22 protein-coding genes and 1 riboswitch are annotated in these 23,829 nt (G+C 71.5%); of the genes, 14 read left to right on the forward strand and 8 right to left on the reverse strand.

Going from position 1 to position 23,829, the window contains the following annotated elements:
* Window positions 1-2: 2 nt before the first annotated feature.
* The gene (locus AB0A63_RS09610; protein WP_360387604.1) at window positions 3-1,184 is read left to right on the forward strand and encodes a sugar efflux transporter; all 1,182 of its coding nucleotides are present in this window, start codon (window positions 3-5) and stop codon (window positions 1,182-1,184) included.
* On the opposite strand, the gene AB0A63_RS09615 is transcribed toward AB0A63_RS09610, so the two are convergent.
* A complete protein-coding gene (locus AB0A63_RS09615) occupies window positions 1,108-1,704 on the reverse strand; it encodes a flavoprotein (protein WP_360387607.1) in 597 nt (198 codons plus the stop codon). The genes AB0A63_RS09610 and AB0A63_RS09615 overlap by 77 nt on opposite strands.
* Window positions 1,701-2,903: a helix-turn-helix transcriptional regulator gene (locus tag AB0A63_RS09620; protein WP_360387610.1), complete on the reverse strand. Its 1,203-nt coding sequence runs from the start codon at window positions 2,901-2,903 to the stop codon at window positions 1,701-1,703. Before AB0A63_RS09620 ends, AB0A63_RS09615 begins: the two co-directional genes overlap by 4 nt.
* A 96-nt stretch (window positions 2,904-2,999) precedes the next feature.
* On the opposite strand from AB0A63_RS09620, the gene AB0A63_RS09625 reads away from it, so the two are divergent.
* From AB0A63_RS09625 to AB0A63_RS09635, 3 genes are all read left to right on the forward strand, one after another.
* A complete protein-coding gene (locus AB0A63_RS09625) occupies window positions 3,000-3,596 on the forward strand; it encodes a hypothetical protein (protein ID WP_360387612.1) in 597 nt (198 codons plus the stop codon).
* 285 nt (window positions 3,597-3,881) lie between these two features.
* Window positions 3,882-4,772, forward strand: a complete 891-nt coding sequence (locus AB0A63_RS09630; RefSeq protein ID WP_360387615.1) for a hypothetical protein — start codon at window positions 3,882-3,884, stop codon at window positions 4,770-4,772.
* Window positions 4,769-5,299 (forward strand): histidine phosphatase family protein, encoded by a 531-nt coding sequence (locus AB0A63_RS09635; protein ID WP_360387618.1) that lies wholly within the window; start codon window positions 4,769-4,771, stop codon window positions 5,297-5,299. Before AB0A63_RS09630 ends, AB0A63_RS09635 begins: the two co-directional genes overlap by 4 nt.
* Here the strand turns inward: AB0A63_RS09635 and AB0A63_RS09640 are convergent.
* Window positions 5,286-6,440, reverse strand: coding sequence for a metallophosphoesterase (locus AB0A63_RS09640; protein ID WP_360387621.1), 1,155 nt, complete (start codon window positions 6,438-6,440; stop codon window positions 5,286-5,288). The genes AB0A63_RS09635 and AB0A63_RS09640 overlap by 14 nt on opposite strands.
* Window positions 6,441-6,648: 208 nt before the next feature.
* On the opposite strand from AB0A63_RS09640, the gene AB0A63_RS09645 reads away from it, so the two are divergent.
* Complete coding sequence (locus AB0A63_RS09645) at window positions 6,649-7,038, forward strand: hypothetical protein (RefSeq protein ID WP_360387623.1); 390 nt, start codon at window positions 6,649-6,651, stop codon at window positions 7,036-7,038.
* A gap of 136 nt (window positions 7,039-7,174) precedes the next feature.
* On the opposite strand, the gene AB0A63_RS09650 is transcribed toward AB0A63_RS09645, so the two are convergent.
* On the reverse strand, window positions 7,175-7,336 hold the full coding sequence (locus AB0A63_RS09650) for a hypothetical protein (protein ID WP_360387625.1): 162 nt from the start codon (window positions 7,334-7,336) through the stop codon (window positions 7,175-7,177).
* A gap of 171 nt (window positions 7,337-7,507) precedes the next feature.
* On the opposite strand from AB0A63_RS09650, the gene AB0A63_RS09655 reads away from it, so the two are divergent.
* The 7 genes from AB0A63_RS09655 (at window position 7,508) to AB0A63_RS09685 (ending at window position 14,377) form a co-directional block, all read left to right on the forward strand.
* Entirely contained in the window at window positions 7,508-8,473 is a 966-nt protein-coding gene (locus AB0A63_RS09655; protein ID WP_360387628.1) for a sensor histidine kinase, read from the forward strand.
* The gene (locus AB0A63_RS09660; protein WP_360387631.1) at window positions 8,470-9,117 is read left to right on the forward strand and encodes a response regulator transcription factor; all 648 of its coding nucleotides are present in this window, start codon (window positions 8,470-8,472) and stop codon (window positions 9,115-9,117) included. The genes AB0A63_RS09655 and AB0A63_RS09660 overlap by 4 nt, the downstream gene beginning before the upstream one ends.
* Before the next feature lie 33 nt (window positions 9,118-9,150).
* Window positions 9,151-9,624 (forward strand): TrkA C-terminal domain-containing protein, encoded by a 474-nt coding sequence (locus tag AB0A63_RS09665; protein WP_360387633.1) that lies wholly within the window; start codon window positions 9,151-9,153, stop codon window positions 9,622-9,624.
* 5 nt (window positions 9,625-9,629) lie between these two features.
* Entirely contained in the window at window positions 9,630-10,811 is a 1,182-nt protein-coding gene (locus tag AB0A63_RS09670; protein ID WP_360387635.1) for a cation:proton antiporter, read from the forward strand.
* A complete protein-coding gene (locus AB0A63_RS09675; RefSeq protein ID WP_360387638.1) occupies window positions 10,808-11,101 on the forward strand; it encodes a hypothetical protein in 294 nt (97 codons plus the stop codon). The genes AB0A63_RS09670 and AB0A63_RS09675 overlap by 4 nt, the downstream gene beginning before the upstream one ends.
* A 30-nt stretch (window positions 11,102-11,131) precedes the next feature.
* Window positions 11,132-11,296, forward strand: coding sequence for a hypothetical protein (locus AB0A63_RS09680; protein ID WP_360387640.1), 165 nt, complete (start codon window positions 11,132-11,134; stop codon window positions 11,294-11,296).
* Window positions 11,297-11,377: 81 nt separating this feature from the next.
* Window positions 11,378-14,377 (forward strand): DPP IV N-terminal domain-containing protein, encoded by a 3,000-nt coding sequence (locus tag AB0A63_RS09685; protein ID WP_360387643.1) that lies wholly within the window; start codon window positions 11,378-11,380, stop codon window positions 14,375-14,377.
* Here AB0A63_RS09685 and AB0A63_RS09690 read toward each other — a convergent pair.
* On the reverse strand, window positions 14,371-14,811 hold the full coding sequence (locus AB0A63_RS09690) for an NUDIX domain-containing protein (protein WP_360387645.1): 441 nt from the start codon (window positions 14,809-14,811) through the stop codon (window positions 14,371-14,373). The genes AB0A63_RS09685 and AB0A63_RS09690 overlap by 7 nt on opposite strands.
* 64 nt (window positions 14,812-14,875) lie before the next feature.
* Between AB0A63_RS09690 and AB0A63_RS09695 the strand changes: the two genes are divergently transcribed.
* Window positions 14,876-15,805, forward strand: a complete 930-nt coding sequence (locus AB0A63_RS09695; RefSeq protein WP_360387646.1) for a phosphotransferase — start codon at window positions 14,876-14,878, stop codon at window positions 15,803-15,805.
* A gap of 134 nt (window positions 15,806-15,939) precedes the next feature.
* Here AB0A63_RS09695 and AB0A63_RS09700 read toward each other — a convergent pair whose 3' ends face one another.
* From AB0A63_RS09700 to metH, 3 genes are all read right to left on the reverse strand, one after another.
* On the reverse strand, window positions 15,940-17,865 hold the full coding sequence (locus tag AB0A63_RS09700) for an EAL domain-containing protein (protein ID WP_360387648.1): 1,926 nt from the start codon (window positions 17,863-17,865) through the stop codon (window positions 15,940-15,942).
* Window positions 17,862-18,920: a sugar ABC transporter substrate-binding protein gene (locus AB0A63_RS09705; protein WP_360387651.1), complete on the reverse strand. Its 1,059-nt coding sequence runs from the start codon at window positions 18,918-18,920 to the stop codon at window positions 17,862-17,864. Before AB0A63_RS09705 ends, AB0A63_RS09700 begins: the two co-directional genes overlap by 4 nt.
* 133 nt (window positions 18,921-19,053) lie before the next feature.
* Complete coding sequence (gene metH / locus AB0A63_RS09710; RefSeq protein WP_360387653.1) at window positions 19,054-22,635, reverse strand: methionine synthase; 3,582 nt, start codon at window positions 22,633-22,635, stop codon at window positions 19,054-19,056.
* Window positions 22,636-22,648: 13 nt separating this feature from the next.
* Window positions 22,649-22,730: riboswitch (S-adenosyl-L-homocysteine riboswitch) on the reverse strand.
* A 62-nt stretch (window positions 22,731-22,792) separates the two neighbouring features.
* Between metH and AB0A63_RS09715 the strand changes: the two genes are divergently transcribed.
* The gene (locus tag AB0A63_RS09715) at window positions 22,793-23,626 is read left to right on the forward strand and encodes a patatin-like phospholipase family protein (RefSeq protein ID WP_360387656.1); all 834 of its coding nucleotides are present in this window, start codon (window positions 22,793-22,795) and stop codon (window positions 23,624-23,626) included.
* Window positions 23,627-23,829 lie beyond the last annotated feature (203 nt).

Below are 23,829 nucleotides of genomic sequence, written 5' to 3' on the forward strand. Positions count from 1 at the left end.
TCGTGACGGCAATCAGCGAGAAAACCCCCTCGCCGCTCCTGTCCCGTTCCTTCTTCCAGCTCGCGGTGATCAGCGTCGTCACCGGTGTGTCGATGGCGTTCGCGCTGCCGTTCGGCTCGCTGTTCCTGACCTCCGAGATCGGGGTCACGCCCTTCCAGCTCGGCTTCTTCCTGCTGGCCTCACCGATCGCGTCGGTGGTCGCCAGCACGGTCATGGGCAGGCTGTCCGACGGCCGCGTGCAGCGCCGGTTCATGCTCGTGGCGGGCGGTGTCGCGGGCGCGGTCGGCTACGGCCTGTTCGCCGTGTCGCGCGACTACTGGTTCCTGCTCGGCACCTCGGTGCTGTTCATCGCGATCACCTCCTCCCTGCTGCCACAGCTGTTCGCCTACGGCCGCGCGGTCTCGCAGGGCCCGTCGATGGTCGTCAGCGTCCTGCGCACCCTGCTGTCGGTCGCCTGGGTGGCCGGCCCGCCGGTGGCCGCGCTGCTCGTGTCGAAGGTCGGCTGGTTCGGCCTGTTCGCCTCGACCGCCGCGCTGCAGCTCGGCGTGGCCGTGATCGCCTGGTTCCTGCCCGTGCCCGCCGAGGCCTCGCAGGAGGTGGTCGAGGACGAGGCACCCGCCGGCCCGTCGCGCGGCCGCATCTCGGTGGTCTCGGTGGCGTTCACGTTCCTGCAGGGCTCCGTCGCGCTGGCGGTGAGCGGCCTGCCGTTGTTCGTCACCACGAACCTGGAGGGCACCGCGGGCGACGCGGGCCTGGTGATGGGCCTGTGCGCGGCGCTGGAGATCCCGATGATGCTCTGGTTCGGCGCACTGGCCAACCGCAAGTCGCTGCACATGATGGTCGTCATCGGCGCCGCGATCTCGTTGGGCTACCACGGAGTCATGCTCGTCGCTGACTCCGTCTGGCAGGTGATGGCCGCGCAGCTGCTGCACGCCACGGTCATCTCGCTGATCATGGGCGTGGGGATCACGTACTTCCAGAGCCTCGACCCCGGCCGGCCCGGTCACACCACGACGATGTTCAGCAACACGCAGATCGTGGGCACCATGATCGCGGGGCCGCTGCTCGGGGTGGCGCAGGGGATCGGGTTCCGGTCGGTGTACGCGTTCACGCTCGGGATGTGCGTGCTCGGGCTGGTGTTGCTGCTGGTGGCCGGGCGGATGAGGAGTGGCGTGCGCTCCTGACCGCGTCCAGTGCCGCGTTCCACGGGTAGTGCTCCACGGCCTGGCCGCCGGTTCGCGGCGGGTGCGGCACGAAGCCGCCCTCGCCGAACAGCACCGTCACGCCGGACTCGCGCAGCTCCGCGACGCTGCGGTGGAACGCGCGGTTGTTCGCGAGCGCCGTGTTCACGAACGGCAGCACGGCGATCGGCACGCCCAGACCGGTGAGCTCGGCGAGCTGGGTGAGGACGTAGGTGTCCGCGATCCCGCTCGCCCACTTGTTGATCGTGTTGTAGGTGGCGGGAGCGACGACCACCGCCGCCGCCGGGGGCAGTGCCGGCTGTCCTGTCCGCTGGTGACCCGTTCGCACCGGGTGGCCGCACAACGCTTCGAGGGCGTCGAGGTCGAGGAAGTGCTCGACGGCGGCCGGTGTGGCGACGCACCACACGTCCCACCCCTCGGCCTGCGCCAGTTCGACAACGCGGTCCACGTGGTCAGCGGGTCCGGCTCCGCAGACCACGAGGTAGAGCACCGGGGCGCTCATGCCTCGACTCCCGCTCGGCCGGCCATCCGCCGCACCAGCCTCGCCGGTTCGCCCGAGGTGTGGTTCACCAGTGCGCGGAGCAGGCCGTGCGCCAACGGTCGGCAACGGACCTCTTCGGGTGCGATCTGCTCGGCCTTGCCCAACAGGCGCGCGGCCTGCCGGTGGTCCCCGACGCCCGCGTGCGCCCTGGTGAGGTCCAGCAGGTAGCCGGCCTGGCGCTCGACGGACAAGGCCTTCACCTCGCGTGGGCTGATGGTGGCGGCGAACTCCAGTGCTCGGCCGCAGTCGTGCAGCCGCACCAGGGCCGAGACGCGGTGGATCTGCGTGTTGGTCACGCCGAAGCACGTCCCGTGGTCGTTGTGCTCCGGCCGCATCGTCCGCGCGGCCGCCAGGGCGGCGTCGTGCACGTCCTGGGCAAGATCGGCGTCCTCCCGCTCGGCCGCGACGATCGACGCAGCGAGGTACAGCATGCCGTGCAGCGCCAACAGGTCCGCCGGGGCGGCGCTCACCTCACCGCGCATCCGGTCCGCCATCGCCAGCAACGTCGCGACCGCCTGCGCCTGCTCGTGCACACCCGTCATCGCACGAGCGGTGCTGCGGGTCGCGCGGGCCAGCGACCAGGTGTCCCCGGTCCGCATCGCCACGTGCAGAGCGCGGTCCGCGGCCAGCCAGGCGATGTCGTCGTCGCCGAACTTGAGCAGCATCGACGAGGCCAACCGGTACACGGTCACCAGCACCCGGTGCGCGGCCGGTTCGTCGGCCCCGGTCGCGAGGTCCGCCGCCGCCTGGGCACTGCCCATCAGCTCGGGCAGGTGCCGGGAGAGGACGGAGAAGCGGGACATGCTCCACGCGTGGTCGAGATAGGTCGCCTGCCGCGCCACCGCCGCCAGGTCCGGCACCGACGGGCCGCAGAGCCCGGGGTGGTTCGCCAGGGCCTGGCGGATCGCGCGGACCTCGCCACCGTCGACGCACCGCCGGGCACGCCGGTCGCGGACGTCGTCGGTCAGCACGGCCGGGTCGAGGTCCAGCACCTCGGCGACGCGCTGGATCACCGGGAGCCGGGTCAGCCCGCGTTCCCCCGTCTCCACCTTGTCGAGCCAGGACGCCGAACGACCGACCATGTCGGCGAACTGCTTGCGCCCCAACCGCCGCCTCAGCCGCCAGTACCGGACACGCGCACCGATGTGCTCCACATCCACCTCGCCGGGTCGGTTCCGCAGGCAGCCACTGTAGCGAGCCGGCGGTCACACATTTTGTACAACCGATCACGCTGCGCAGTCCTACCGTTCGGCGCCGTGAAGACCATGATCGTTCCGTACGTCACCGCCTGGAGCGCTGAGCCGGACCTCCCGTGCCGGGTGGTGGAACGACCCGGTTGCGGCATCGGGTACCAGGACGAGCTGATCGGCGACCGCGATGCCCGCGGCGTGCTGTGGGTTCGCACCGCACTCCGCCGGGAGGTGGGCCGGCCCGAGTTCGGCAAGGTGCACCCGCTGCGGCAACGGCGGGCGATGCGGATGCTGCTGTGCCAGGTGTGCGGCGAGCCCGCGGACCGGAACGCCGACGGCGTCCTGTGGCTGCTGCGGGACTTCCGCGACGACTGGCCCGGTTGGCCGGACGGCGCCGCGTGCGTCGACCCGCCCGTCTGCGTGCCCTGCGTCTCGACCTCGCTCTCGCTGTGCCCGGCGTTGCGGCGCGGCGCGGTGGCTGTTCGAGCGCGTGCCTTTCCCGTTGCCGGTGTCCGGGGCGCTTTGCACCGGGCAGGCCCATCTGGTCCTGTGGCGGTGAAAGCGGTGAACCTGTCCTACGACGACCACGAGATCCGGTGGGTGGTCGCTTCGGCGTTGATCCGCGAGCTCCGCGACTGCTCGCCGGTGCCGCTCGACACCTGACCTGCCGCGGAACGCGGCGGGATCGGCGCGATCCTCAGGTGTGTCCAGACCGTGAGCGGACTCCCGCCCCACCACCGTTTCCCGGCGATTCGCCGACCCGATGACCGCACGTGGGACGGCCCGCGCACCGAGATCCCGGCACACCGGCCGGGAACGCTCCCGGCACACCGTGTCGACCGAACCGGCGAGCGGCTGCTACTGCGTGCGGTGGATTGAACGCGAATGACCCGTTCGTGAAACAACCACGCGTTCGGGTGGTGTTGTGCGGCTGGCACACTGCGCTGCGTGCCGACCGACTACCCCGACGACCCGACCGACGTGATGCTCGATCCCGCGTTGATCGCCGCTGTCCGCGCAAGGGGACAGGGACGTCGGGCCCTCGCGGAGGAGACCGCGCCCGCGCCGGAGGAGAAGCCGCCGCCGGTGAAGCGGCGGCTCGTCGTGATCGCCGTCGCCGCCGCCGGGCTGGTCGTGGCCGGCATCGCGGTCGTGGGGTTGAGCGAGCCCGGTGCGCCGACCGAGGCGATGCCCACGCACAGCTACCTGCCCGGCGCGATCACGCCCGCGGAGGACCTGCCGGTGGAGTCCTCGGCGAGCACGGACCCGATGTTCGCTTCCTCGGCGCTCGGGCTGGTGCCGACCACGACCACGCCGCCGCCCGCTCCGCCGCCGCCTCCCGTCGAGCGCGCGCCCAGCGGTGCCAAGACGGTGACGTCGGGGCCGGGGTGCGGGGGCTACCGCAGCGTCGGGTCCTACCGGGACGGGCGGCGGGGCTGGGTCGAACACGGCGACGGCAGGTGCGGGTCGGCGTTCGTGTCGGTGCCGATGTCGGGTGACGCGCGGCGGGACGACTCGTCGTCCTACGCGATGTGGACGTTCGCCGCCGCCGGCACGTGCGAGGTGTCGGTGCACGTGCCCGGCGGGGACCTGACCGCCGTCGGCGGTAACCCGACCGTGTACTTCGTGTACGACCGCAACGGGGTCGGGGGCGCGCCGGTCGCGTCGTTCGCGATCAAGCAGGTCGACCGGCGCGGGCAGTGGGTCACCGCCGGCAGGTTCCGGAGCAGCGGAACCCTGACGGTGCAGCTCCTCAACCGAGGTCAGGACTGGAACCGCCGCGGACCGACATACGCCCATCACGCCGCCGGTGCCGTCAAGGCACACTGCACGTCGTGACGAGAGATCTCCACCTGGTCCGGCACGGCGAGGCGACGAAGGACGAGACGCGGCTCACCGCGCACGGGCGCAGGCAGTCCGAGCTGCTCGCGGAACGGTTGCGGGGCACCGGGTTCGCCGCCGTGCACCACGGTCCGCTGCCGCGGGCAGCCGAAACCGCGTCGATCATCGCCGAGGTGCTGGGGGTGCCCTGCCGGGCCGAGGCGGCCGCTGACGACTTCGTGCCGCACTTCGTCCCCGACCACGACGAGTTCTTCGACCGGTTCCCCGAGTCCGAGCGCACCCGCGGGCCCGCGCTCGCGCACGAGGCCGAGACCCGCTTCGCTCGGCCGGGTGACGGCCCGGTGCTGGTGGTGACGCACGCGTTCCTGATCAGCTGGCTCGTCCGCGACGCGCTCGACGCCGCACCCGAGCAGTGGCTGACGCTGGACAACGACAACGCCGCCCTCACCGTCATCCGCTACACGGCCGGCCGGTCACCGCGGCTGGTCAGGTTCAACGACACCGGGCACCTCATGCGGCCCTGAGCGTCAGCAGGGTGATCTCGCTCGGTGCGAACACCCGCATCGGCGGGCCCCAGAAACCGGCACCGCGGCTGGTGTAGAGCTGCGTGCGGTCGCTGTGCCGGCTCAGGCCCGCCACCACCGGCTGCTGCAACCGCACCAGGTGGTGGAACGGCCAGATCTGCCCGCCGTGGGTGTGACCGGACAGCTGCAGGTCCACGCCGGCCTCGACGGCCTTGCGGATCTCGGAGGGCTGGTGGGCGAGCAGCACCACCGGGTCGCCGGCCTCGGTGCCGCGCAACGCGAGCGCGAGGTCGGCGGCGTGGCCGGGCTCGCCGGAGTGGTCGGCGGTGATGTCGTCGATGCCCGCGAACACCAGGCGGGCACCGCCGCGTTCGAGCACCACGTGCTCGTTGTGCAGCGCCTTCCAGCCCAGCCGGGTCATGAGGTCGATCCAGCCCTGGGCGTTGGAGTAGTACTCGTGGTTGCCGGTGATGTAGAACCGGTGCGCCGCCGTGACGTCACCCAGCGGCGTCGCCTGCTCCAGGCGCTGCTCGGCGGTGCCGTCGGCGATGTCACCGACGTGCACGGCCACGTCGGCGTTCAGCTCGTTGACCGCGTCGACCATGCCCCGCGACCACTTCGCGCGGTTGATCGCGCCGTAGTGGGTGTCGGTGACGACGGCGACGGTCAGCCCGTCGAACGCCGGGTCGAGGCGGGGGATCGTCACGTCCTGGCGCTTGACCCGCGGCACCCGCATGGCCTCGTGCACGCCGTACGCCGTCACGGCGACGATGAGCACCGCCAGCAGCACGGCGATGAACCGCGCGCGGAACGGGTTCTCCACACCGGCCAGCGCCAGCACCAGCCGCACCACGTCGGTGAGCAGCGTCCAGACGAACGCGATCCACACGAACCCCAGCAGGAAGTGCGAGATCCGCGCGGCGCGGTCGGAGTTCCTGCGGGTGAACAGCACGATCATGCTGATCGCCGCCGCGGCGAACACGACGGCCGCGATCGGCCGCACCGGCCCCGGCCACTGCGCCGACGCCGCGAACAGGCCCTCGAACGGCACCCAGAACAGCAGCGTCGTGACGCTGAGGAGGACGAGCGTGAACACCACCCGCCGTACCGTGATGCGGGGGCGGGCCACGGTGGTCGTCATCGCTGATCCTCCAGGGGTTGGGCTGACAACTCATGTCAACGCCCGGAGATGTCATTTGTACGCCGCGTGACGAGAGGTTTCGCGCTGAGCAGAACTGCCCGATGAGCCACGTCGCAGTTTCGCCGCCGGGAGCAACCACCGGCGCGGTGGCGAGTCTTCGTACCAGTACCGCCGAAATCGCCTGATCACAAGACATAGAGTGGACGCCATGATCTTCTTCACCGACGAGGAGAGCCGCACGCTGCGCACCGCCGTGTACGGCGCGATGCTGCTGGTCTCCCACGCCGACCCCGGCCCCGTCCTGGAGGAGCGGTTCGCCGGCCTGCGCGCCCTGTCGCACCTGTCGCCCGACCTGCGCCTCGTCATGGGTGCCGCCCGCCCGTCCGTGCCCGCCGGCACCGACGAGGAGGTCGAGCCGGTCGTCCTCGAGGCGCTGCGCAGCTCGATGAAGATCCTCACCACGCGCTCGCCGGAGGACGCGAGGTCGTTCCCCGCCGCGGTGCTGACGATCGCGCGCGAGGTGGCCGAGGCCGACGGCGTGGTCGTCGACGCCGAGGACGCGATGCTCGCGCGCATCGAAGGCGCGCTGGCGCTCTGAGCAAGCCCACGTCCGGGTAGACCCGGACCAGCAAGACCAGGAAAACCGGTGAGACCGGGAAGACCAGGCCGCCGCCGTCAGCTTCTGCCTGACAGCGGCGGCCTCCGCCGGCGTGGTCCTCGTGTCGGCGCGCCCGCTAGGGCAGTGCCACGCACCCGGCCAGCAGCAGGCCGGCCGCGATCAGCAGCGTGTGCGGCAGCACCAGCCCCGTCGCCACCGACGAGAACGCCACGGCCAGCAGCGTCCACCTCGGGGCCCGTTTCAGTGCGGGTCTGCGCGGTCGTCGTGTGGTCTCCATCTCCGCCTCCCGTCGCCGTGCGGTCGAGACGTCTCCACCTTCTCCCGCGCTGCCGGGGAAAACGATCCGGGCGGGCACGCAGATCCGGCCAGCGCTGACCCCCATGCAGGCCGAACATGGGTGTTGCCACGGATGGACACGTGGTGGGTGCGCCCGTCAGCCTCGCAAGGCGTGGCGGGAAGTGATCGCGGAAAGGCGGCGCGCGTGTCGTTGTTCGGGCGGATCTTCCTGCTCAACGCCCTGGTCCTGATCATCGCCACGGCCGTGCTGGCGTTCAGCCCGGTGACGGTGTCGACGCGGGCGGTGTCCGGGGAGATGGTCGTGCTCGGGGCCGGGCTCGTGGCCATGCTGGTCGCCAACGCGGTGCTGATCAGGGTCGGGCTGGCGCCGCTGGACCGGCTCACCAAGGCCATGACCACGATCGACCTGCTCAAACCGGGGCCGCGACTGACCGCCAAGGGGCACGGGGAGATCGCGGAGCTGATCACGACGTTCAACGCGATGATCGACCGGCTGGAGGCCGAACGCGGGTTCAGCTCGGCGCGGGCGCTCAGCGCGCAGGAGGCGGAACGCAGGAGGGTGGCGCAGGAGCTGCACGACGAGGTGGGGCAGTCGTTGACCGTGGTGCTGCTGGAGCTGAAGCGGGTGGCGGACCAGGCGCCCGCGCACATGCGCGAGGAGCTGCGGCAGGTGCAGGAGACCACCCGCAGCACGCTCGACGAGATCCGGCGCATCGCACGGCGGCTGCGGCCGGGGGTGCTGGAGGAGCTGGGGCTGGTCAGCGCGCTCAAGGCGTTGACCGCGGAGATCACCACCGGGCTCACGGTCACCAAGCGGTTCGCGAAGGACCTGCCCGACCTCGACGCCGAGACCGAGCTGGTGGTCTACCGGGTGGCGCAGGAGGGGCTCACCAACACCGTCCGCCACGCCGGCGCGACCTCGGTCGAGCTCGCGCTGCAGAACCACCCCGCCGGGGTCGAGCTGCGCATCCGCGACGACGGACGGGGCATCGGCGACGCCGAGGAGGGCGCCGGCATCCGCGGCATGCGGGAGCGGGCGCTGCTCGTGCACGCCGAGGTCGAGATCACCGCCCTGGCCAGGGGCACCGAGGTGCGTCTGGTGGTGCCGGCCAGGTGAAGACGCGCATCCTGCTGGCCGACGACCACGCGCTGGTGCGCCGCGGCGTCCGGCTGATCCTGGACAACGAACCCGACCTGACCGTCGTGGCCGAGGCCGGCGACGGCGCGGAGGCCGTCACCAAGGCCCGTGCCGAGAAGCCCGACCTCGCGATCCTCGACATTGCCATGCCGCGGCTCACCGGGTTGCAGGCCGCGCGTGAGCTGTCGCGGCTGCTGCCGGACCTGCGGATCTTGATCCTCACCATGTACGACAACGAGCAGTACTTCTTCGAGGCGCTCAAGTCCGGTGCCTCCGGGTACGTGCTCAAGTCGGTGGCCGACCGCGACCTCGTGGAGGCGTGCCGGGCGGCGATGCGCGGCGAGCCGTTCCTCTACCCCGGCGCGGTGAACTCGTTGATCCGCAACTACCTCGACCGCGCCAAGGACGGCGGCGGCATCCCGTCGCGGGCGATCACCGACCGCGAGGAGGAGATCCTCAAGCTGGTCGCGGAGGGCCACTCGTCGAAGGAGATCGGCGACCTGCTCTTCATCAGCGTCAAGACGGTCGAGCGCCACCGCGCCAACCTGCTGCAGAAGCTCGGTCTCAAGGACCGCCTCGAACTCACCCGGTACGCGATCCGCGCCGGGCTGATCGAACCCTAGAAAACCCAAGAACCCAAGTCAGGAAGCACGCCAGTGAACGTCGAAGTGACGCCCCTGCCCGGCATCGGGGTCAGGCAGGACTTCAGCATCCGCTCCGGCCGCCGGATCGGCGTGATCTCCTACCGCGACGGCAAGTTCGAGCTCATATTGTCCAAACAGGACGACCCGGACGCGACGGCCGCCTCGATCCCGCTCGCGCCGGAGGAGGCGGGCACTCTCGCCGGGCTGCTCGGCGCGCCGCAGCTGGTGACGCAGCTGAGCAAGCAGCACCGCGACATCACCGGCATCACCACGCGCCAGCTGCTGGTCACGGCGTTCGCGCACCGCACGCTCGGCGACACCGCGCTGCGCACCCGCACCGGCGCGTCGGTCGTCGCCGTCGTGCGGGAGGGCACCGCGCACCCCTCGCCGGGCCCGGAGTTCCTGTTCTCCAACGGCGACCTCGCTGTCGTCGTGGGCACCGCGGACGGCCTCGACACCGCCGCCGAGATCCTGACGGGCGGCTGAGCGCAGTGCACGACACCACGATCGCGCTGATCGAACTGGGTGCGGTCTTCTTCGGGCTGGGCCTGCTCGGGCGACTGGCCTGGAGATTCGGCATCTCGCCCATCCCGCTCTACCTGATCGGCGGCCTCGCGTTCGGCGCGGGCGGCATCGTCCCGCTGCACGGCATCGAGGAGTTCGCGCACCTCGCCAGTGAGATCGGCGTGGTGCTGCTGTTGTTGTTCCTGGGGCTGGAGTACTCGGCCTCCGAGCTCACGACCGGGCTGAAGAAGTCCTGGACCGCCGGACTGCTCGACATCGTCCTCAACGCGACCCCCGGCGCCGTCGTCGCGCTGCTGCTGGGCTGGGGACCGGTCGGTGCGCTCGCGATGGCCGGCGTCACCTACATCTCCTCGTCCGGCATCGTCGCGAAGGTCCTCGGCGACCTCGGCCGGCTAGGCAACCGCGAGACACCGGTGGTCCTGTCGGTGCTGGTGTTCGAGGACCTGGCCATGGCGGTCTACCTGCCGGTGCTCACGGCGCTGCTGGCCGGTGTCAGCTTCCTGGGCGGCCTCACCTCCGTCGGCATCTCGTTGCTCGCCATCACCGTCGTGCTCGTCGTGGCGCTGAAGTACGGGCGCTACATCTCCGCCGTCGTCGACAGCCCCGACCACGAGGTGTTCCTGCTCAAGCTGCTCGGCTCCGCGCTGCTCGTCGCCGGTGTCGCCTCGCAGCTGCAGGTCTCGGCCGCGGTCGGCGCGTTCCTGCTCGGCATCGCGATCTCCGGCTCCACCGCGGAGAACGCCACCCGCCTGCTGGAGCCGTTGCGCGACCTCTTCGCCGCCATGTTCTTCGTGGTGTTCGGCCTCAACACCGACCCGCGCTCCATCCCGCCGGTGCTCGGCGTCGCCGTGGCGCTGGCCGTGGTGACGACGCTGACCAAGCTCGCGACCGGCTGGTGGGCGGCGCGCAGGCAGGGCGTCGGGCCGATGGGCCGGGCCCGCGCGGGTGCCGCGCTGGTGGCCCGCGGTGAGTTCTCCATCGTCATCGCCGGTCTCGCGGTGGCCTCCGGCATGGTCAGCGCGCAGCTCGCGGCGCTGTCCACGGCGTACGTGCTGCTGATGGCGGTCATCGGCCCGATCGCGGCCCGCTACGTCGAGCCGGTCGCGGAGTTCTTCGCGCGCAGGCGGGCAGGGGCCACCGCACCGTGAACCGCGCCGCGCCGGCGCTGCTGCTCGCCCTGCTGCTGGCGCTGCTGCCCGCCCAGCGGGAGCACCAGGACCTGGGGGACCGGCACCTGCCCAGCAGGGTGTCGGTCTCGCACGGTGCCACCGCCACGCCCGCCGCACCGGACACCGGGTGGGCGTGGCGGCCCGCCGCCGTCAGCGGGACGGGTGAACCGCCGACGCAGCGCGACGACGTCGACTGCGGCACCACGACCTCCACGACACCGGCCACACCTTCGTGCCGGGCACCGCCACGCGCATCCGCGTGCCTGTGACCCGAACTCCCGTTGCGAAGGAAGAAGACCGTGTCGTACCTGGTGCTGGCGTTGTTGTTGATCACTGTCGGGGTGGGGGTCGCCGCGCTGGCGGCGATGATCACCAAGAAGGAGCCGTTCTACGGGGTGGTCGGTCTCGTCACGATCTGCTGCCCCAGCGCGATCCTCGCGTTGGTGTACACGGCGGTGGCCTGACCGCCGATCGGTGGATGGTGCCGGCCCGGTGCGGTGGCAGTGTGGTTATTCCAGGGCGTCAACGCTGGGGGAGTGCCACGCATGGACCTGTCTCGTCGTGAGCTGCTGACCCGCACCGGCCAGGCCGCCGCCCTGGCCACGGCCGCCTCCGCGCTCACCACCACTGGTGCGGCGCAGGCCGGACCGGGCAACGTCGTCACGCTCACCCAGGGCACCAACATCTCCGTCACCCGGTCACGAGACGGCAGGTGGCTCGCGATCGACCTCGTCACCGCCATCTGGGTGCTGCCCGCGACCGGTGGCACCGCCCGCAGGCTGACCGACGAGCTGCAGGACGCGTCGCTGCCGTCGTTCGGTCCGGGCGGCCGGATCGCGTTCCAGTCCTACCGGGACGGCAACTACCACCTCTACGTCACCGACCTCGCCGGGAGCACGCCCCGGCAGCTCACCAGCGGCCGGTACGACCACCGCGAGCCCGCGTTCTCGCCCGACGGCACGAAGATCGCGTTCACCAGCGACAGGGGCGGCAGCTACGGCGTGCACGTGCTGGACGTCGCCTCCGGTGCCGTCACCCAGCTCACCGGCCTGCCGGACGAGGCCGCCGCACCGCAGTGGTCACCCGACGGCCGCCGGCTGGTCTTCACCGTCGGCAACGCGGCCGTGGACGCCGTGGCGCTCGACGGCACCCGCGAACGCCTGGTCACCGCACCGGCGGGCGCGCAGCTGTTCGGCGCGAGCTGCGGGCCGGGCGGTCAGCCGAGCTACACGCTGATGCGACCGGGCCAGGCCGACCTGATGCTCGGTGACCGGGCCGTCGTCACCGGGCAGGACGTCTTCGGGTTCGCGCCGCTGTGGGACGGCGGCAGCGTGCTCTACACCGCCGACGGCAAGATCCGGCTGTTCGACGGCAGGTCCACGAAGGACATCCCCTTCAGCGCAACGGTTCCCGTGCGCACCCCGCGGCAGCACCGCGCGCGCACCCCCACTGGCGGTCAGGTCAGGGGCATCGCGAGCCCGGTCGTGTCGCGCGACGGCACGAAGATCGCCTTCCGGGCGCTGAACGCGCTGCACCTGCTGGCCGACGGCCGCACCACGAAGCTGACCGACGGCGCGTACTTCGACTCCGACCCGGACTTCTCGCCCGACGGCACCCGGCTGCTGTACGCGAGCGACCGCACCGGCATCGCCCAGCTGCGCGTGCGGGACCTGCGGACCGGCGCCGACGAGGCCCACGCGCCCGCGCCGCACGCGCAGACCACGCCCCGGTTCTCCCCGGACGGCACCAAGGTCGCCTACGTCGACCAGGACGGCCAGGTGTGGGTGGTCGACGCGGCCGGTCGCCGCCAGATCACCCCGACGCTGTTCCAGCCCGGCCGTCCCACCTGGTCCGCCGACGGCACGGTGGTCGCGCTGGCCGCGGTGAAGCCGTTCTCCCGGCGGTTCCGCGAGGGCACCAGCCAGGTCCTCACCGTCGACCTCGTCAGCGGCGAGCTGCGGTACACCGAGCCGATGCCGTTCCGGTCGATCGCGACCCGCGGCGACGACGGCCCGGTGTGGTCGCCCGACGGCCGGCACCTCGCGTTCGTCGTCGAGAGCCTCGCCTTCGTCGTGGCCGTCGACGGCAAGGGCCGGTTCCTCGGCACGCCGCGACAGGTCACCCGCGAGGTCACCGACTCGCTGGCATGGCACGGCAACGACGCCTTGGTGTACCTCAACAACGGCCGCCTGCGGAAGTCCACACTGGACGGCAAGGCCAGCACCATCCGGGTCGGCCTCACCTGGCGCAAGCAGCGTTCACCCGAGCGCGAAGTCGTGCACGTCAAGGCTTACTGGGACGGCGAGGCGCACGAGCTGCGCGAGAACGTCGACCTCGTGGTCGACCACGGCCGGATCGCGGACGTCCGCCCGCACCGCGGTCGCGCCGACGTGGACGCGAGCACGCTGACCGCCATCCCCGGCCTCATCGACGCCCACAACCACTGGCACCTGCGCGGACGGGCGTGGGGAGCGCGCCAGGGCAACGTGTGGCTCGCCTACGGCATCACCACCGTCCGCTCACCCGGTGACCCGGTCTACCAGATGGTCGAGACCCGCGAGGCGCTCGCCGCAGGAACCCTGACCGGGCCCCGGTTCTACGCGACCGGCGAGGCCGTCGACGGTTCCCGCGTCTACTACAACTTCATGCGCCCGACCCTGTCGCGCGCCCAGCTCGACCTCGAACTGCGCCGCGCCCACGAGCTCGACTACGACATGCTCAAGACCTACGTCCGGCTCCCCGTCGAGCTGCAACGCGCTGCCGTGCAGCGGTCCCGCGTCCCGTTGTCGTCGCACTACCTCTACCCGGCCGCGAACATCGGCATGAACGGCATGGAGCACGTCGGCGCCACCAACCGCCTGGGCTACTCGCACACGATCTCCCGCCAGGGCCGCGCCTACCAGGACGTGGTCGCGCTGTTCACCCGCACCGGCATGTCCATGACCCCGACCCTGTTCCACAACCGCGCCCTGTTCGCCGAGGACAGGTCGCTGGTGCTGGACGAACGCACCCGCGTGCTGTTCCCGCCGTGGGAGTACGAGCGCTACCTCGCCGAGGCGAACACCGGTGGTGCCTCCTCGTCGTTGCACATCTTGCGCGGCTGGGTCGAGTTCGCGCTGGCCGTGCACCGCGGCGGTGGCCTCGTGATCTGCGGCACCGACGCGCCACTCGACGCGCCCGCCACCGCCACGCACATGAACCTGCGCGCCATGGTCAAGTTCGGCTTCACACCGCGGGAGGCGCTGATCACCGCCACCCGCAACCCGGCGACGTGGCTGGGCCTGCCGATCGGGTCGCTGCGGCCCGGTGCCCCGGCCGACATCGCGTTCGTCTCCGGCAACCCGCTCGCGGACATCAGGGCGGCGGCCGACGTGCGCCAGGTGATGGTCGGCGGGCGCCTGCACACCGTCGCCGACCTGCTCAAGCCCTACCGGGCGCAGCAGCGGACGGCGACGGACGACGCGCTGCCGCCGTTGCCGTCAGCGCGGAACAGGCACTGGTGGCACGAACCGGAGTGGGCCGACCACGCCTGCTGCGGTCACTGATCCCAGCCGAGCACGCTGAACGGCGTGCCGGCGAGGTGACCGCGGATCCCGGCGGCGGAGTAGGCGATCAGCTCCTCCGGCAGCGCGTCCAGCCCGAACCAGCGCAGCGCCGAGCACTTGCCGGGCTCGCGGTTGACCGGCTCCCCGGTCCACCGCGTGGTCGTGAAGAACAGGCCGAGCCGCGGTTCCACACCGGCCGCGGTGACGTGCGCGGTGTGCACGTGCCGCAGGTCGGCCGGGTCGATCTCGACACCGACCTCCTCGCGGGCCTCCCTGACCGCGGCGGCCGGCACCGACTCGCCGCGGTCGAGCTTGCCCGACGGCAGGTGCCACACCCCGTCGAAGCGCGGGTCGGTGTCCCTGCGCAGCGAGAGCAGGACCTGCCCGGCGCGCAGCAGCAGGACGTGGACGTCGATCAGGTGGCGGTCGGGCACCGGGTCCTCCCAGGGACGCGAAAATGATCTGCGGCCGCGCGGGCTGTCGTGACACGATCGTGCCATGACAGCCTTCGCGACCCCCGACGACATCGCCCGGCGCACCACCGCGGCCAGGGACGCGGCCGTGGCGGCGGGGCGCGACCTCGGCCTCACCGTGACTGAGCCCGCGGTGCTCTACGAGCTGTTCTCGGTGGTCGTCCACCTGGCACCGAGCCCGGTCGTGGCCCGCGTGCCGGTCGTCCTGCCGCACACCGAGGACCTCGACGCCACCAGCGCCCGCCAGCGGCGCGAGCTGGACGTGGCGCGGTGGCTCGCGGACCAGGGCGTCCCGGTGATCCCGCCGAGCCCCGACGTGCCGGCCGAACCCGTGCAGCGCGACGGGTTCTCCATCACGTTCTGGCCGTTCGTCCCGGAGGACAAGAGCGGTGAACCGGATTACGTCGTGAACTCGGAAAAGGCGGCCGAACTGCACGCGGCGCTGAAAGGGTATCCGGGCGAGCTCCCATTCCTGGGAACAGCGGACCCCGCATTCATCACCGACGCGTTCCGCCTCCTGGAAAAGCACCCGGACCTGCTCGACGCGGCCGATCTCGACCGCGCCCGGCGTGAATGGGCGGAGCTCGAACCGGTGGTGCGTTCCCAGGCCGAGTTCGAGAAGCGCTTTCCCGGCGTAGAACTGCAGCCGATCCACGGCGACTGCCCGCCCGCGAACATCTTCGCGAGCACGACCGGCCCGTTGTTCTCCGACTTCGAGCTCGTCACGTACGGGCCGGTCGAGTGGGACCTCGCCTCCCTCGGCCCCGACCTCGAAGCCGCCTACAACCGCGGCGCCCGCACCCACGGCCTCCGCGAGCTGGACGCCGACGTGCTGGCGTTCGTCAACGCCGTCGCCGCTCTGCGCGCCGTCGCCTACCTCGTGGTCGCGCCGCAGCTGCCGCAGATCGTCGACTTCATGAAGCCGTTGGTCGACACCTGGCGCTCCCGCGCCTGACCGGCATCTGCAAGTACCGCCAACCACCCCGCAAACCGCACTTTTCCACTGCCAACCCGTTCGTCGAACACCGAACAGGTTGGCAGTGGAAAAGTGCTGGATGATTTTGAGTTGGTGGTACTCGCAGATGCGGGCTAAGCGTGGGCGGCTGCGGCTCGGTCGCCCAGCCAGGCCACCACGTCCTCGGCGGGCAACGGCTCGCTGAGGAAGTAGCCCTGCACCACGTCGCAGCCGGCCTCGGCCAGCGCCGTCCAGGTGTCCTGGTCCTCCACGCCCTCCGCCACGGCCTGCAGGCCGAAGTTGCGGGCCAGGGCGACCAGGGCGTGCACGATCGCCGAGTCACCGGCGTCGGTGCACATGTGCGTGACGAACGAACGGTCGAGCTTCATCTCGTGCACCCGCATGCTGCGCAGGTAGGAGATCGACGAGTAGCCGGTGCCGAAGTCGTCGATCGACAGCCGCACGCCCAGCTCGGTCAGGCCGCGCAGCACGTCCACGGCGCGGTCCGGGTCGGAGATGATCGCGGACTCGGTGATCTCCAGCGTCAGCAGCCTGGCGGGCAGGCCGTGGCGCTTGATCAGGTCGGCCACGTCGCCGGGGAACTCGGTGTGCAGCAGGCAGGCGGCGCCCACGTTCACCGACACCGGCACCTCCCAGCCCGCGTCCGACCAGGTGCGGCACTGGCGCAGCGCCGCGTCGATCACGTACCGGGTCAGCGGCTCGATCAGGCCGTTCTCCTCGGCGACCGGGATGAACTCGTCCGGGCGCACCAGGCCGCGGGTCGGGTGCTGCCAGCGCGCCAGCGCCTCGACGCCGCACACCGCGCCCGTGTCGGCCAGCGCCTTGGGCTGGTAGTGCAGGAACAGCTCGCCGCGGTCGATCGCGTGCCGCAGCTCCGTCACGGCCGTGAGCTGCGAGGCACCGCGTTCGTGCAGACGGGCGTCGTACACGGCCACACCGGACTTGTCGCGCTTGGCCGCGTACATCGCGATGTCCGCGTGCCGCAGCAGCTCGTGGCCGTCCAGGGAGTCGTCCGGGCACAGGGCCACGCCGACGCTGCCCGCGATCTCCAGCTCCAGGCCCTCCAGGATCACCGGCATCGCCAGCGCCGTGAGGATCTTGTCCGCGACCATCCGCGCGTTGTCCGCCGAGCCGACGCCGGGCAGCAGCACCGCGAACTCGTCGCCGCCCAGGCGGGCCACGAGGTCGGTGTCGCGCACCGCCCACGACAGCCGGTTGGCCACCTGGCGCAGCAGCAGGTCACCGACGTGGTGCCCGAGCGAGTCGTTGACCTCCTTGAACCGGTCGAGGTCCACGATCAGCAACGCCAGCGGCTCGTTCTTCTTGTGCGCCTTGGCGACGACCTGCTCCATCCGGCGCGCCAGCAGCGTCCGGTTCGCGAGACCGGTCAACGCGTCGTGGTGCGCCTCGTGCTCGTTCTTCGCGGCCTGGCGCAGGATCTTGCGGCGGTGGCCGAGCAGCACCATGCCGAACAGGCCCACCAGGAACGCGTCCAGCGCGAACGCCGCGATCTGCGCGACCCGCAGCCGGGTGTTCTTCTCGTCCGCCGCGCGCAGGTAGTCGGTGGTGTCGAGCTGCTTGGCACCGATCGTCGTGGAGACCTGGCGGCGCAGCGAGGAGTGCGCGAACCCGGCCTGGTCGACCTGCGCGGGGTCGTCACCGGCGAGCACCTTGCGCAGCGTCTCCGTCGTCGTGTCGTACAGCGGCAGCAGGCGCGTGGCCACCGCGACGTCCGACGGGGTGCCGTTGGCCTGCAGCCACTCCAGCTCGCCACGGGCGGCGCCGACCGAGTTCCGCAACGGCTCGACGGTCAGCTCGGTGCGCTTGAGCTGCAGGTCGCGCAGCGCGTTGTCGGTGATGTTGATGTGTTCGAGCACCCGGCTCCAGCGCTCGCTGGTCTCGTTGAACTGGCGCACCTGCGCGGTCGTGATCTGCGCGCTGATGCTGCTCCACAACGCCAGCCCGGCCAGTGCCAGCAGCCCGGCCGTCAGCCCCACCGTCGCCACCCGTGCGGTGGCGCGGCTCTCCCAAAGCCTCACCGTGCCTGCTCCAACGGTCGCAACCAGCTCGCGGGGTCCTCGACGAAGGCGTCGAGCTGGGGCCGGAACCACTGCTCGCGCGCCTGCTCCGACTCCTGCCGGTGCAGGACCTCGTCGAGGTTCGCCGTCGTGACCGCCAGTCCCGGGGTGAACACCCACCCCTCGGGTAACTCCGCGCCGCCTCTGGCCTGCCGGGCGAGCAGCCACCCGGCGACCGCGCCCTTGAGGTAGTGCTCCGGCGAGACCGACGCCACCACGACGCCGTCCCGCACCGCCTGCAACGTCCGAGGGTCGACCCCGAACCCGCCCACCAGCCACCTCGCCGACTTCTCGGTCTTGATCGCGGCGAGGTTGAACCCGTCGCAGTCTCCGGTCCCCACGAAAGCCAGTGCGCCGGGGTTGGCCGCCGCGAGCCGTCGCCACGCGTCGAGGTTCGCCTCGTCGTCGCGCTGCGTGTCGAACGGCCCCAGCACCCGCACTCCCGGTAGTTTCTCGGCGAACCGCCCACGGATTCCGTCGGCCCGGTCGTCGAACCCGGCCAGTCCCGGAGTGGCGTTTCCCAGCACCACCGAACCGGTCGCGTCCGAGGGCAATCGGCGCATCAACTCGTCAGCCAGCTTTTCGCCGAGCTCGTAGTTGTCGTTACCGATGTGGAGCCTCACCCCGGAGCTCGACCCGAGTCGCATGTCCACACCGACGACGGAGAGGTGTTCGCGCAAGGCCGCGGTGATGGACGGCGCCATCAGCGCGGGTTCGGACGTGGCGACGGCGACACCGCCTTTCGCCGTCCGTGACAGATCCCGGAACAACTCGACTTCCCTGTGCCCGTCGTGGCCGGAGGGTCCCGTGACGGTCGCGCTCACCCCGCCGACCCGGCCGACGCCCTCGTGGAACCCGCTGGTCATCTCCTGTGCGAACGACCCGCCCGTGCGCTTGACCACGAACCCGACGTGCGGCAACGCCGACGAGCTCGCGGCGGCACCGCAGCCGGTGGTGGCGACGGTGCCGGCGGCCACCAGGCCCAGCAGGCCCGCCACCAGCCCCGCAGTACGCATCGCAGACCTCGGGCTCGCTCGACCGACGGAACGGTTGATCTCCAGAGCGGCCGATGCTACCTCGACCGATGTGAAATGGGGACAGCGCACTCCTGGACGGGAAGCGCTTTCACATTACCGGTGCGCCTTTCCGTCAGGACGGGTCATAACCCAGGTTCGGGCGCAGCCACTGCTCCACCTCGGCCACCGGCCGGCCGCGCCGCAGCGCGTAGTCCTCGATCTGGTCGCGGCCCAGCCGCCCGACGGTGAAGTACTTCGCCTCCGGGTGCTGGAAGATCATCCCGCTCACGCTGGCGGCGGGGTTCATGGCGAACGACTCGGTGAGGCTCACGCCGATCCGCCCGGCGTCGAGCAGGTCGAACAGCTCGCGCTTGACGGTGTGGTCAGGGCAGGCCGGGTAGCCCAGCGCGGGCCGGATGCCGCGGAAGCGCTCGGCGTGCAGGTCGGCGAGCTCGGGTGCCGCGTCCGGCTCGAACCAGTCGCGGCGCGCCCGCAGGTGGATCCACTCGGCGAACGCCTCGGCGAGCCGGTCGGCCAGCGCCTTGACCATGATCGCCCGGTAGTCGTCGTTCTTCGCCTCGTACGTCGCGGCCAGCTCGTCCGCGCCGAGCACGGTCACCGCGAACCCGCCGACGTGGTCGCCCTGAGGCGCCACGTAGTCGGCCAGGCAGCGGTTCGGGCGGGAGAGCGGCTTCTGCGTCTGCTGGCGCAGCATCGGCCACGTCACGGTCTCCGCGCCGGCCTCCACGACGATGTCGTCGCCCTCGGAGTGCGCCGGCCAGAAGCCGTGCACACCGCGCGGCTGGAACGAGTCGTTCGCGATGATCTCGTCGAGCAGCGCCGTGGCGTCGTCGTAGAGCTCGCGGGCGACCGGCTGCTCCAGGATCGCCGGGAACTTGCCCTTGAGCTCCCAGGCCAGGAACAGGAACGTCCAGTCGACGTACTCGCGCAGCTCCGCCACCGACGGCGTCAGCACGCGGGTGCCGGTGAACGCGGGCGCGGGCAGCTCGGAGAAGTCGACCCGCTCGGCGTTGGCGCGCGCGTCGGCGATGGCGAGCAGCGGCACCTGCCTGCGGTTCTCGTGCTGCTCGCGCAACCGGGCCTGCTCGGCGCGGTTGGCGAGGTTCAGCTCGTGCCCGCGGCGGTCGTCGCGCAGGTCGGACACCACGCCGACGACCCGTGAGGCGTCCAGCACGTGCACGACCGGCTCGTCGTAGACCGGGGCGATCTTCACGGCGGTGTGCTGCCGGGAGGTCGTGGCGCCGCCGATCAGCAGCGGCAGCTTCATGCCGCGCCGCTGCATCTCCTCGGCCACGGCGACCATCTCGTCCAGCGACGGCGTGATCAGCCCGGACAGGCCGATGACGTCGGCGTGCTCCTTGATCGCGGTGTCGAGGATCTTGGCGGCCGGCACCATCACGCCGAGGTCGATGACGTCGTAGTTGTTGCAGCCCAACACGACTCCGACGATGTTCTTGCCGATGTCGTGCACGTCGCCCTTGACGGTGGCGAGCACGACCTTGCCGTTGCCACCCGCGGACGACGACGGCTCGTTCTCCATGAACGGCTCCAGGTAGGCGACCGCGCGCTTCATCACCCGCGCGCTCTTCACCACCTGCGGCAGGAACATCTTGCCCGCGCCGAACAGGTCGCCGACGACCTTCATGCCGTCCATCAGCGGGCCCTCGATCACGTCGAGCGGCCGGGGCAGGGCCTGGCGGGCCTCCTCGGTGTCCTCCTCGACGAAGTCGACGACGCCGTGCAGGATCGCGTGCTCCAGCCGCTTGGCGACCGGGGCCTCGCGCCACGACAGGTCGACGACGCGCTTCTGACCGGGGCCCTTGACCGTCTCCGCGTGCGTGACGAGCCGGTCGGTGGCGTCCTCGCGGCGGTTGAAGATGACGTCCTCGACCAGCTCCAGCAGGTCGGCGGGGATGTCCTCGTAGACGACGAGCTGGCCCGCGTTGACGATGCCCATGTCCAGGCCCGCCTTGACGGCGTGGAACAGGAACGCGGAGTGCATCGCCTCGCGGACGACGTCGTTGCCGCGGAAGGAGAACGACAGGTTCGAGATGCCACCGCTGGTGCGCGCGCCCGGACAGCGCTCCTTGATCAGCGGCAGGGCGTCGATGAACGCCCTGGCGTAGCCGTTGTGCTCCTCGATGCCGGTCGCGACCGCGAGCACGTTCGGGTCGAAGATGATGTCCTGCGCCGGGAAACCGGCCTCGCGGGTGAGCAGGTCGTAGGCGCGGGCGCAGATCTCGACCTTGCGCTCGGTCGTGTCGGCCTGGCCCTGCTCGTCGAACGCCATGACCACGACGCCGGCGCCGAAGTCGCGGATGACGCGGGCCTGCGCCAGGAACGGCTCCTCGCCCTCCTTGAGGCTGATCGAGTTGACCACGCCCTTGCCCTGCACGCACCGCAGACCGGCCTGCAGCACGTCCCAGCGGGAGCTGTCGATCATGACCGGGATCCGCGCGATCTCCGGCTCGGTGGCGATGAGGTTCAGGAACGTCGTCATCGCCTGCTCACCGTCGAGCAGGTCGGCGTCCATGTTCACGTCGAGGAGGTTCGCGCCGCCGCGGACCTGGTCCAGCGCCACCGCGAGGGCCGACTGGTGGTCGTCGGCCTCGATCAGCCTGCGGAACTTCGCCGAGCCGGTGACGTTCGTGCGCTCACCGATCATGACGAACCCGGTGTCGGCGCCGATCTCGAACGTCTCCAGGCCGCTGAAGCGGGTGGTGTGCCGCGCCTCGGGCACCGCGCGCGGCGCCTGGTCCCGCACGGCGCCGGCGATGGCCCTGATGTGGTCGGGGGAGGTGCCGCAGCAGCCGCCGACGACGTTGACGATGCCCGCCCGCGCGAACTCGCCGAGCAGGGCCGCGGTCTGCTCAGGCGTCTCGTCGTAGCCGCCGAACGCGTTGGGCAGGCCGGCGTTGGGGTGCGAGGCCACGAACGTGCCGGCCTTCTGCGCGAGCTCGGCCACGTGCGGGCGCATCTCGGCGGCGCCCAGCGAGCAGTTCACGCCCACGACCAGCGGCTCCGCGTGCTCGACCGAGCTCCAGAACGCCTCGACAGTCTGCCCGGACAGGGTCCGGCCGCTCAGGTCGACGATCGTCACCGAGATCCACAGCGGCAGCTCGGGAGCGACCTTGCGGGCGGCGGTGATGGCGGCCTTGCAGTTGAGCGTGTCGAAGATCGTCTCGATGAGCAGCAGGTCGACGCCGCCGTCGCGCAGCGCCGCGATCTGCTCGGCGTAGGAGTCCTCGACCTGCTGGTAGCTGACGGCCCGGTAGGCGGGGTCCTCGACCTTGGGCGACAGGCTGAGCGTGACGTTGAGCGGGCCGACCGAGCCGGCCACGAACCTCCCGCCGAACTCCTCCGCCGCCTGCCGCGCGAGCCGGGCGCCGGCGAGGTTCATGTCGCGCACCCGGTCCTGCAGCCCGTAGTCGGCCTGGCCGATCGAGGTGGCGGTGAACGTGTTCGTCGTCGTGATGTCCGCGCCCGCCGCGAGGTACTGCCGGTGCACGTCGAGCACCAGGTCGGGGCGGGTGAGGTTGAGCAGGTCCGGGTCGCCGGTGACGTCCATGTGGTGGTCGCCGAACTCGGTGCCGCGGTAGTCCGCCGGCGTGAGACCCGCCTGCTGGAACATCGTGCCCCAGGCCCCGTCGAGGACTGCGATCCGCTGGTTCAGCAGGGCCCTGAGATCACTCACGCGCGCTCCCGAGTAGTCGGAAGCGCCCTTGTTGCGTGGTGACTCGACGCCGAGCGTGGCAGGCCGCGAGGCCCGTTGCAGCGCTTCTCGACATCGCCGGAAGTCTACCGTGGCCGACCACGGGTCAGGAAACCGTCCCACCAAATAAGATGGTCGGATGACTGGCGGACGCGCGTTGGTGCTCGGCGGTGGCGGTGTCACCGGGATCGCTTGGGAGACAGGACTTCTGCACGGTCTCGCCGAGCGGGGGATCGACCTGGCGGCGGCGGACCTGCTCGTGGGGACGTCGGCCGGTTCGGTCGTCGCCACCCAGCTGGCCGGAGGGGTCGCGCCGGACGAGCTGTACGCGAGCCAGCTGCTGCCGCCGGACGGGGAGCTGCCGGCGAGGCTGACCGGCTGGATGATCGCGCGGTACGCGCTTTCCCACGCGCTACCCGGTTCCGGCGCCGTCAAACGCGCCCGGCTGGGCAGGGCGGCGCTGCGCGCGTCGACGCCGTCGGAGGAGTCGCGGCGCGCGGTGTTCGAGAGCCGGCTGTCCACCAGGGAGTGGCCCGAACGCGCGCTGAAGGTGACCGCCGTGGACACCGCCGACGGCCGGTTCGTCGCCTTCGACCGGGACAGCGGGGTGCCGCTGGTGGACGCTGTGGCCTCCTCCTGCGCGGTGCCGCTGGTGTGGCCGCCGGTCACGATCGGGGGCCGCCGGTACATGGACGGCGGGATGCGGTCGGTGGCCAACGTGGACCTCGCCGCCGGGTGCGAGCGGGTGGTCGTGGTGGCGCCGCTGACGCGGGCCATGTCGAAGGCGGCGACCCCGCAGGCGCAGGCCGAGCGGCTGGGCGTGCCGTCGATCGTGCTCAGCCCCGACGCCGCGGCGCTCGCGGCGATCGGGAAGAACCTGCTGGACCCGGCCCGGCGGCGACCCGCGGCGGAGGCCGGGTACGCCCAGGCGGAGTCGGTCGCCGAGGCCGTGCGGGCGGTCTGGGCGGGCTGAGCGTCCGGGGCCGGACGTTCGGAGTCGGCTGCTCGGCGGTCGGGCGTCTGGGGCCGGGCGTCGAAGGGTGGCGGGTCTGGGACTTGGGCGCCAGAGGCTGAGCGCCAGAGGCTGAGCACTGTCCGAACGCGCAACAACCGGTCCTGACCCTTGTCCGAGGCCGCTGACCTGCCTAGCGTCGCCAACCACTCGCATTGTCAGCT

It is taken from the genome of Lentzea sp. NPDC042327 (genome assembly GCF_040647275.1).
Classification (GTDB): Bacteria; Actinomycetota; Actinomycetes; order Mycobacteriales; family Pseudonocardiaceae; genus Lentzea.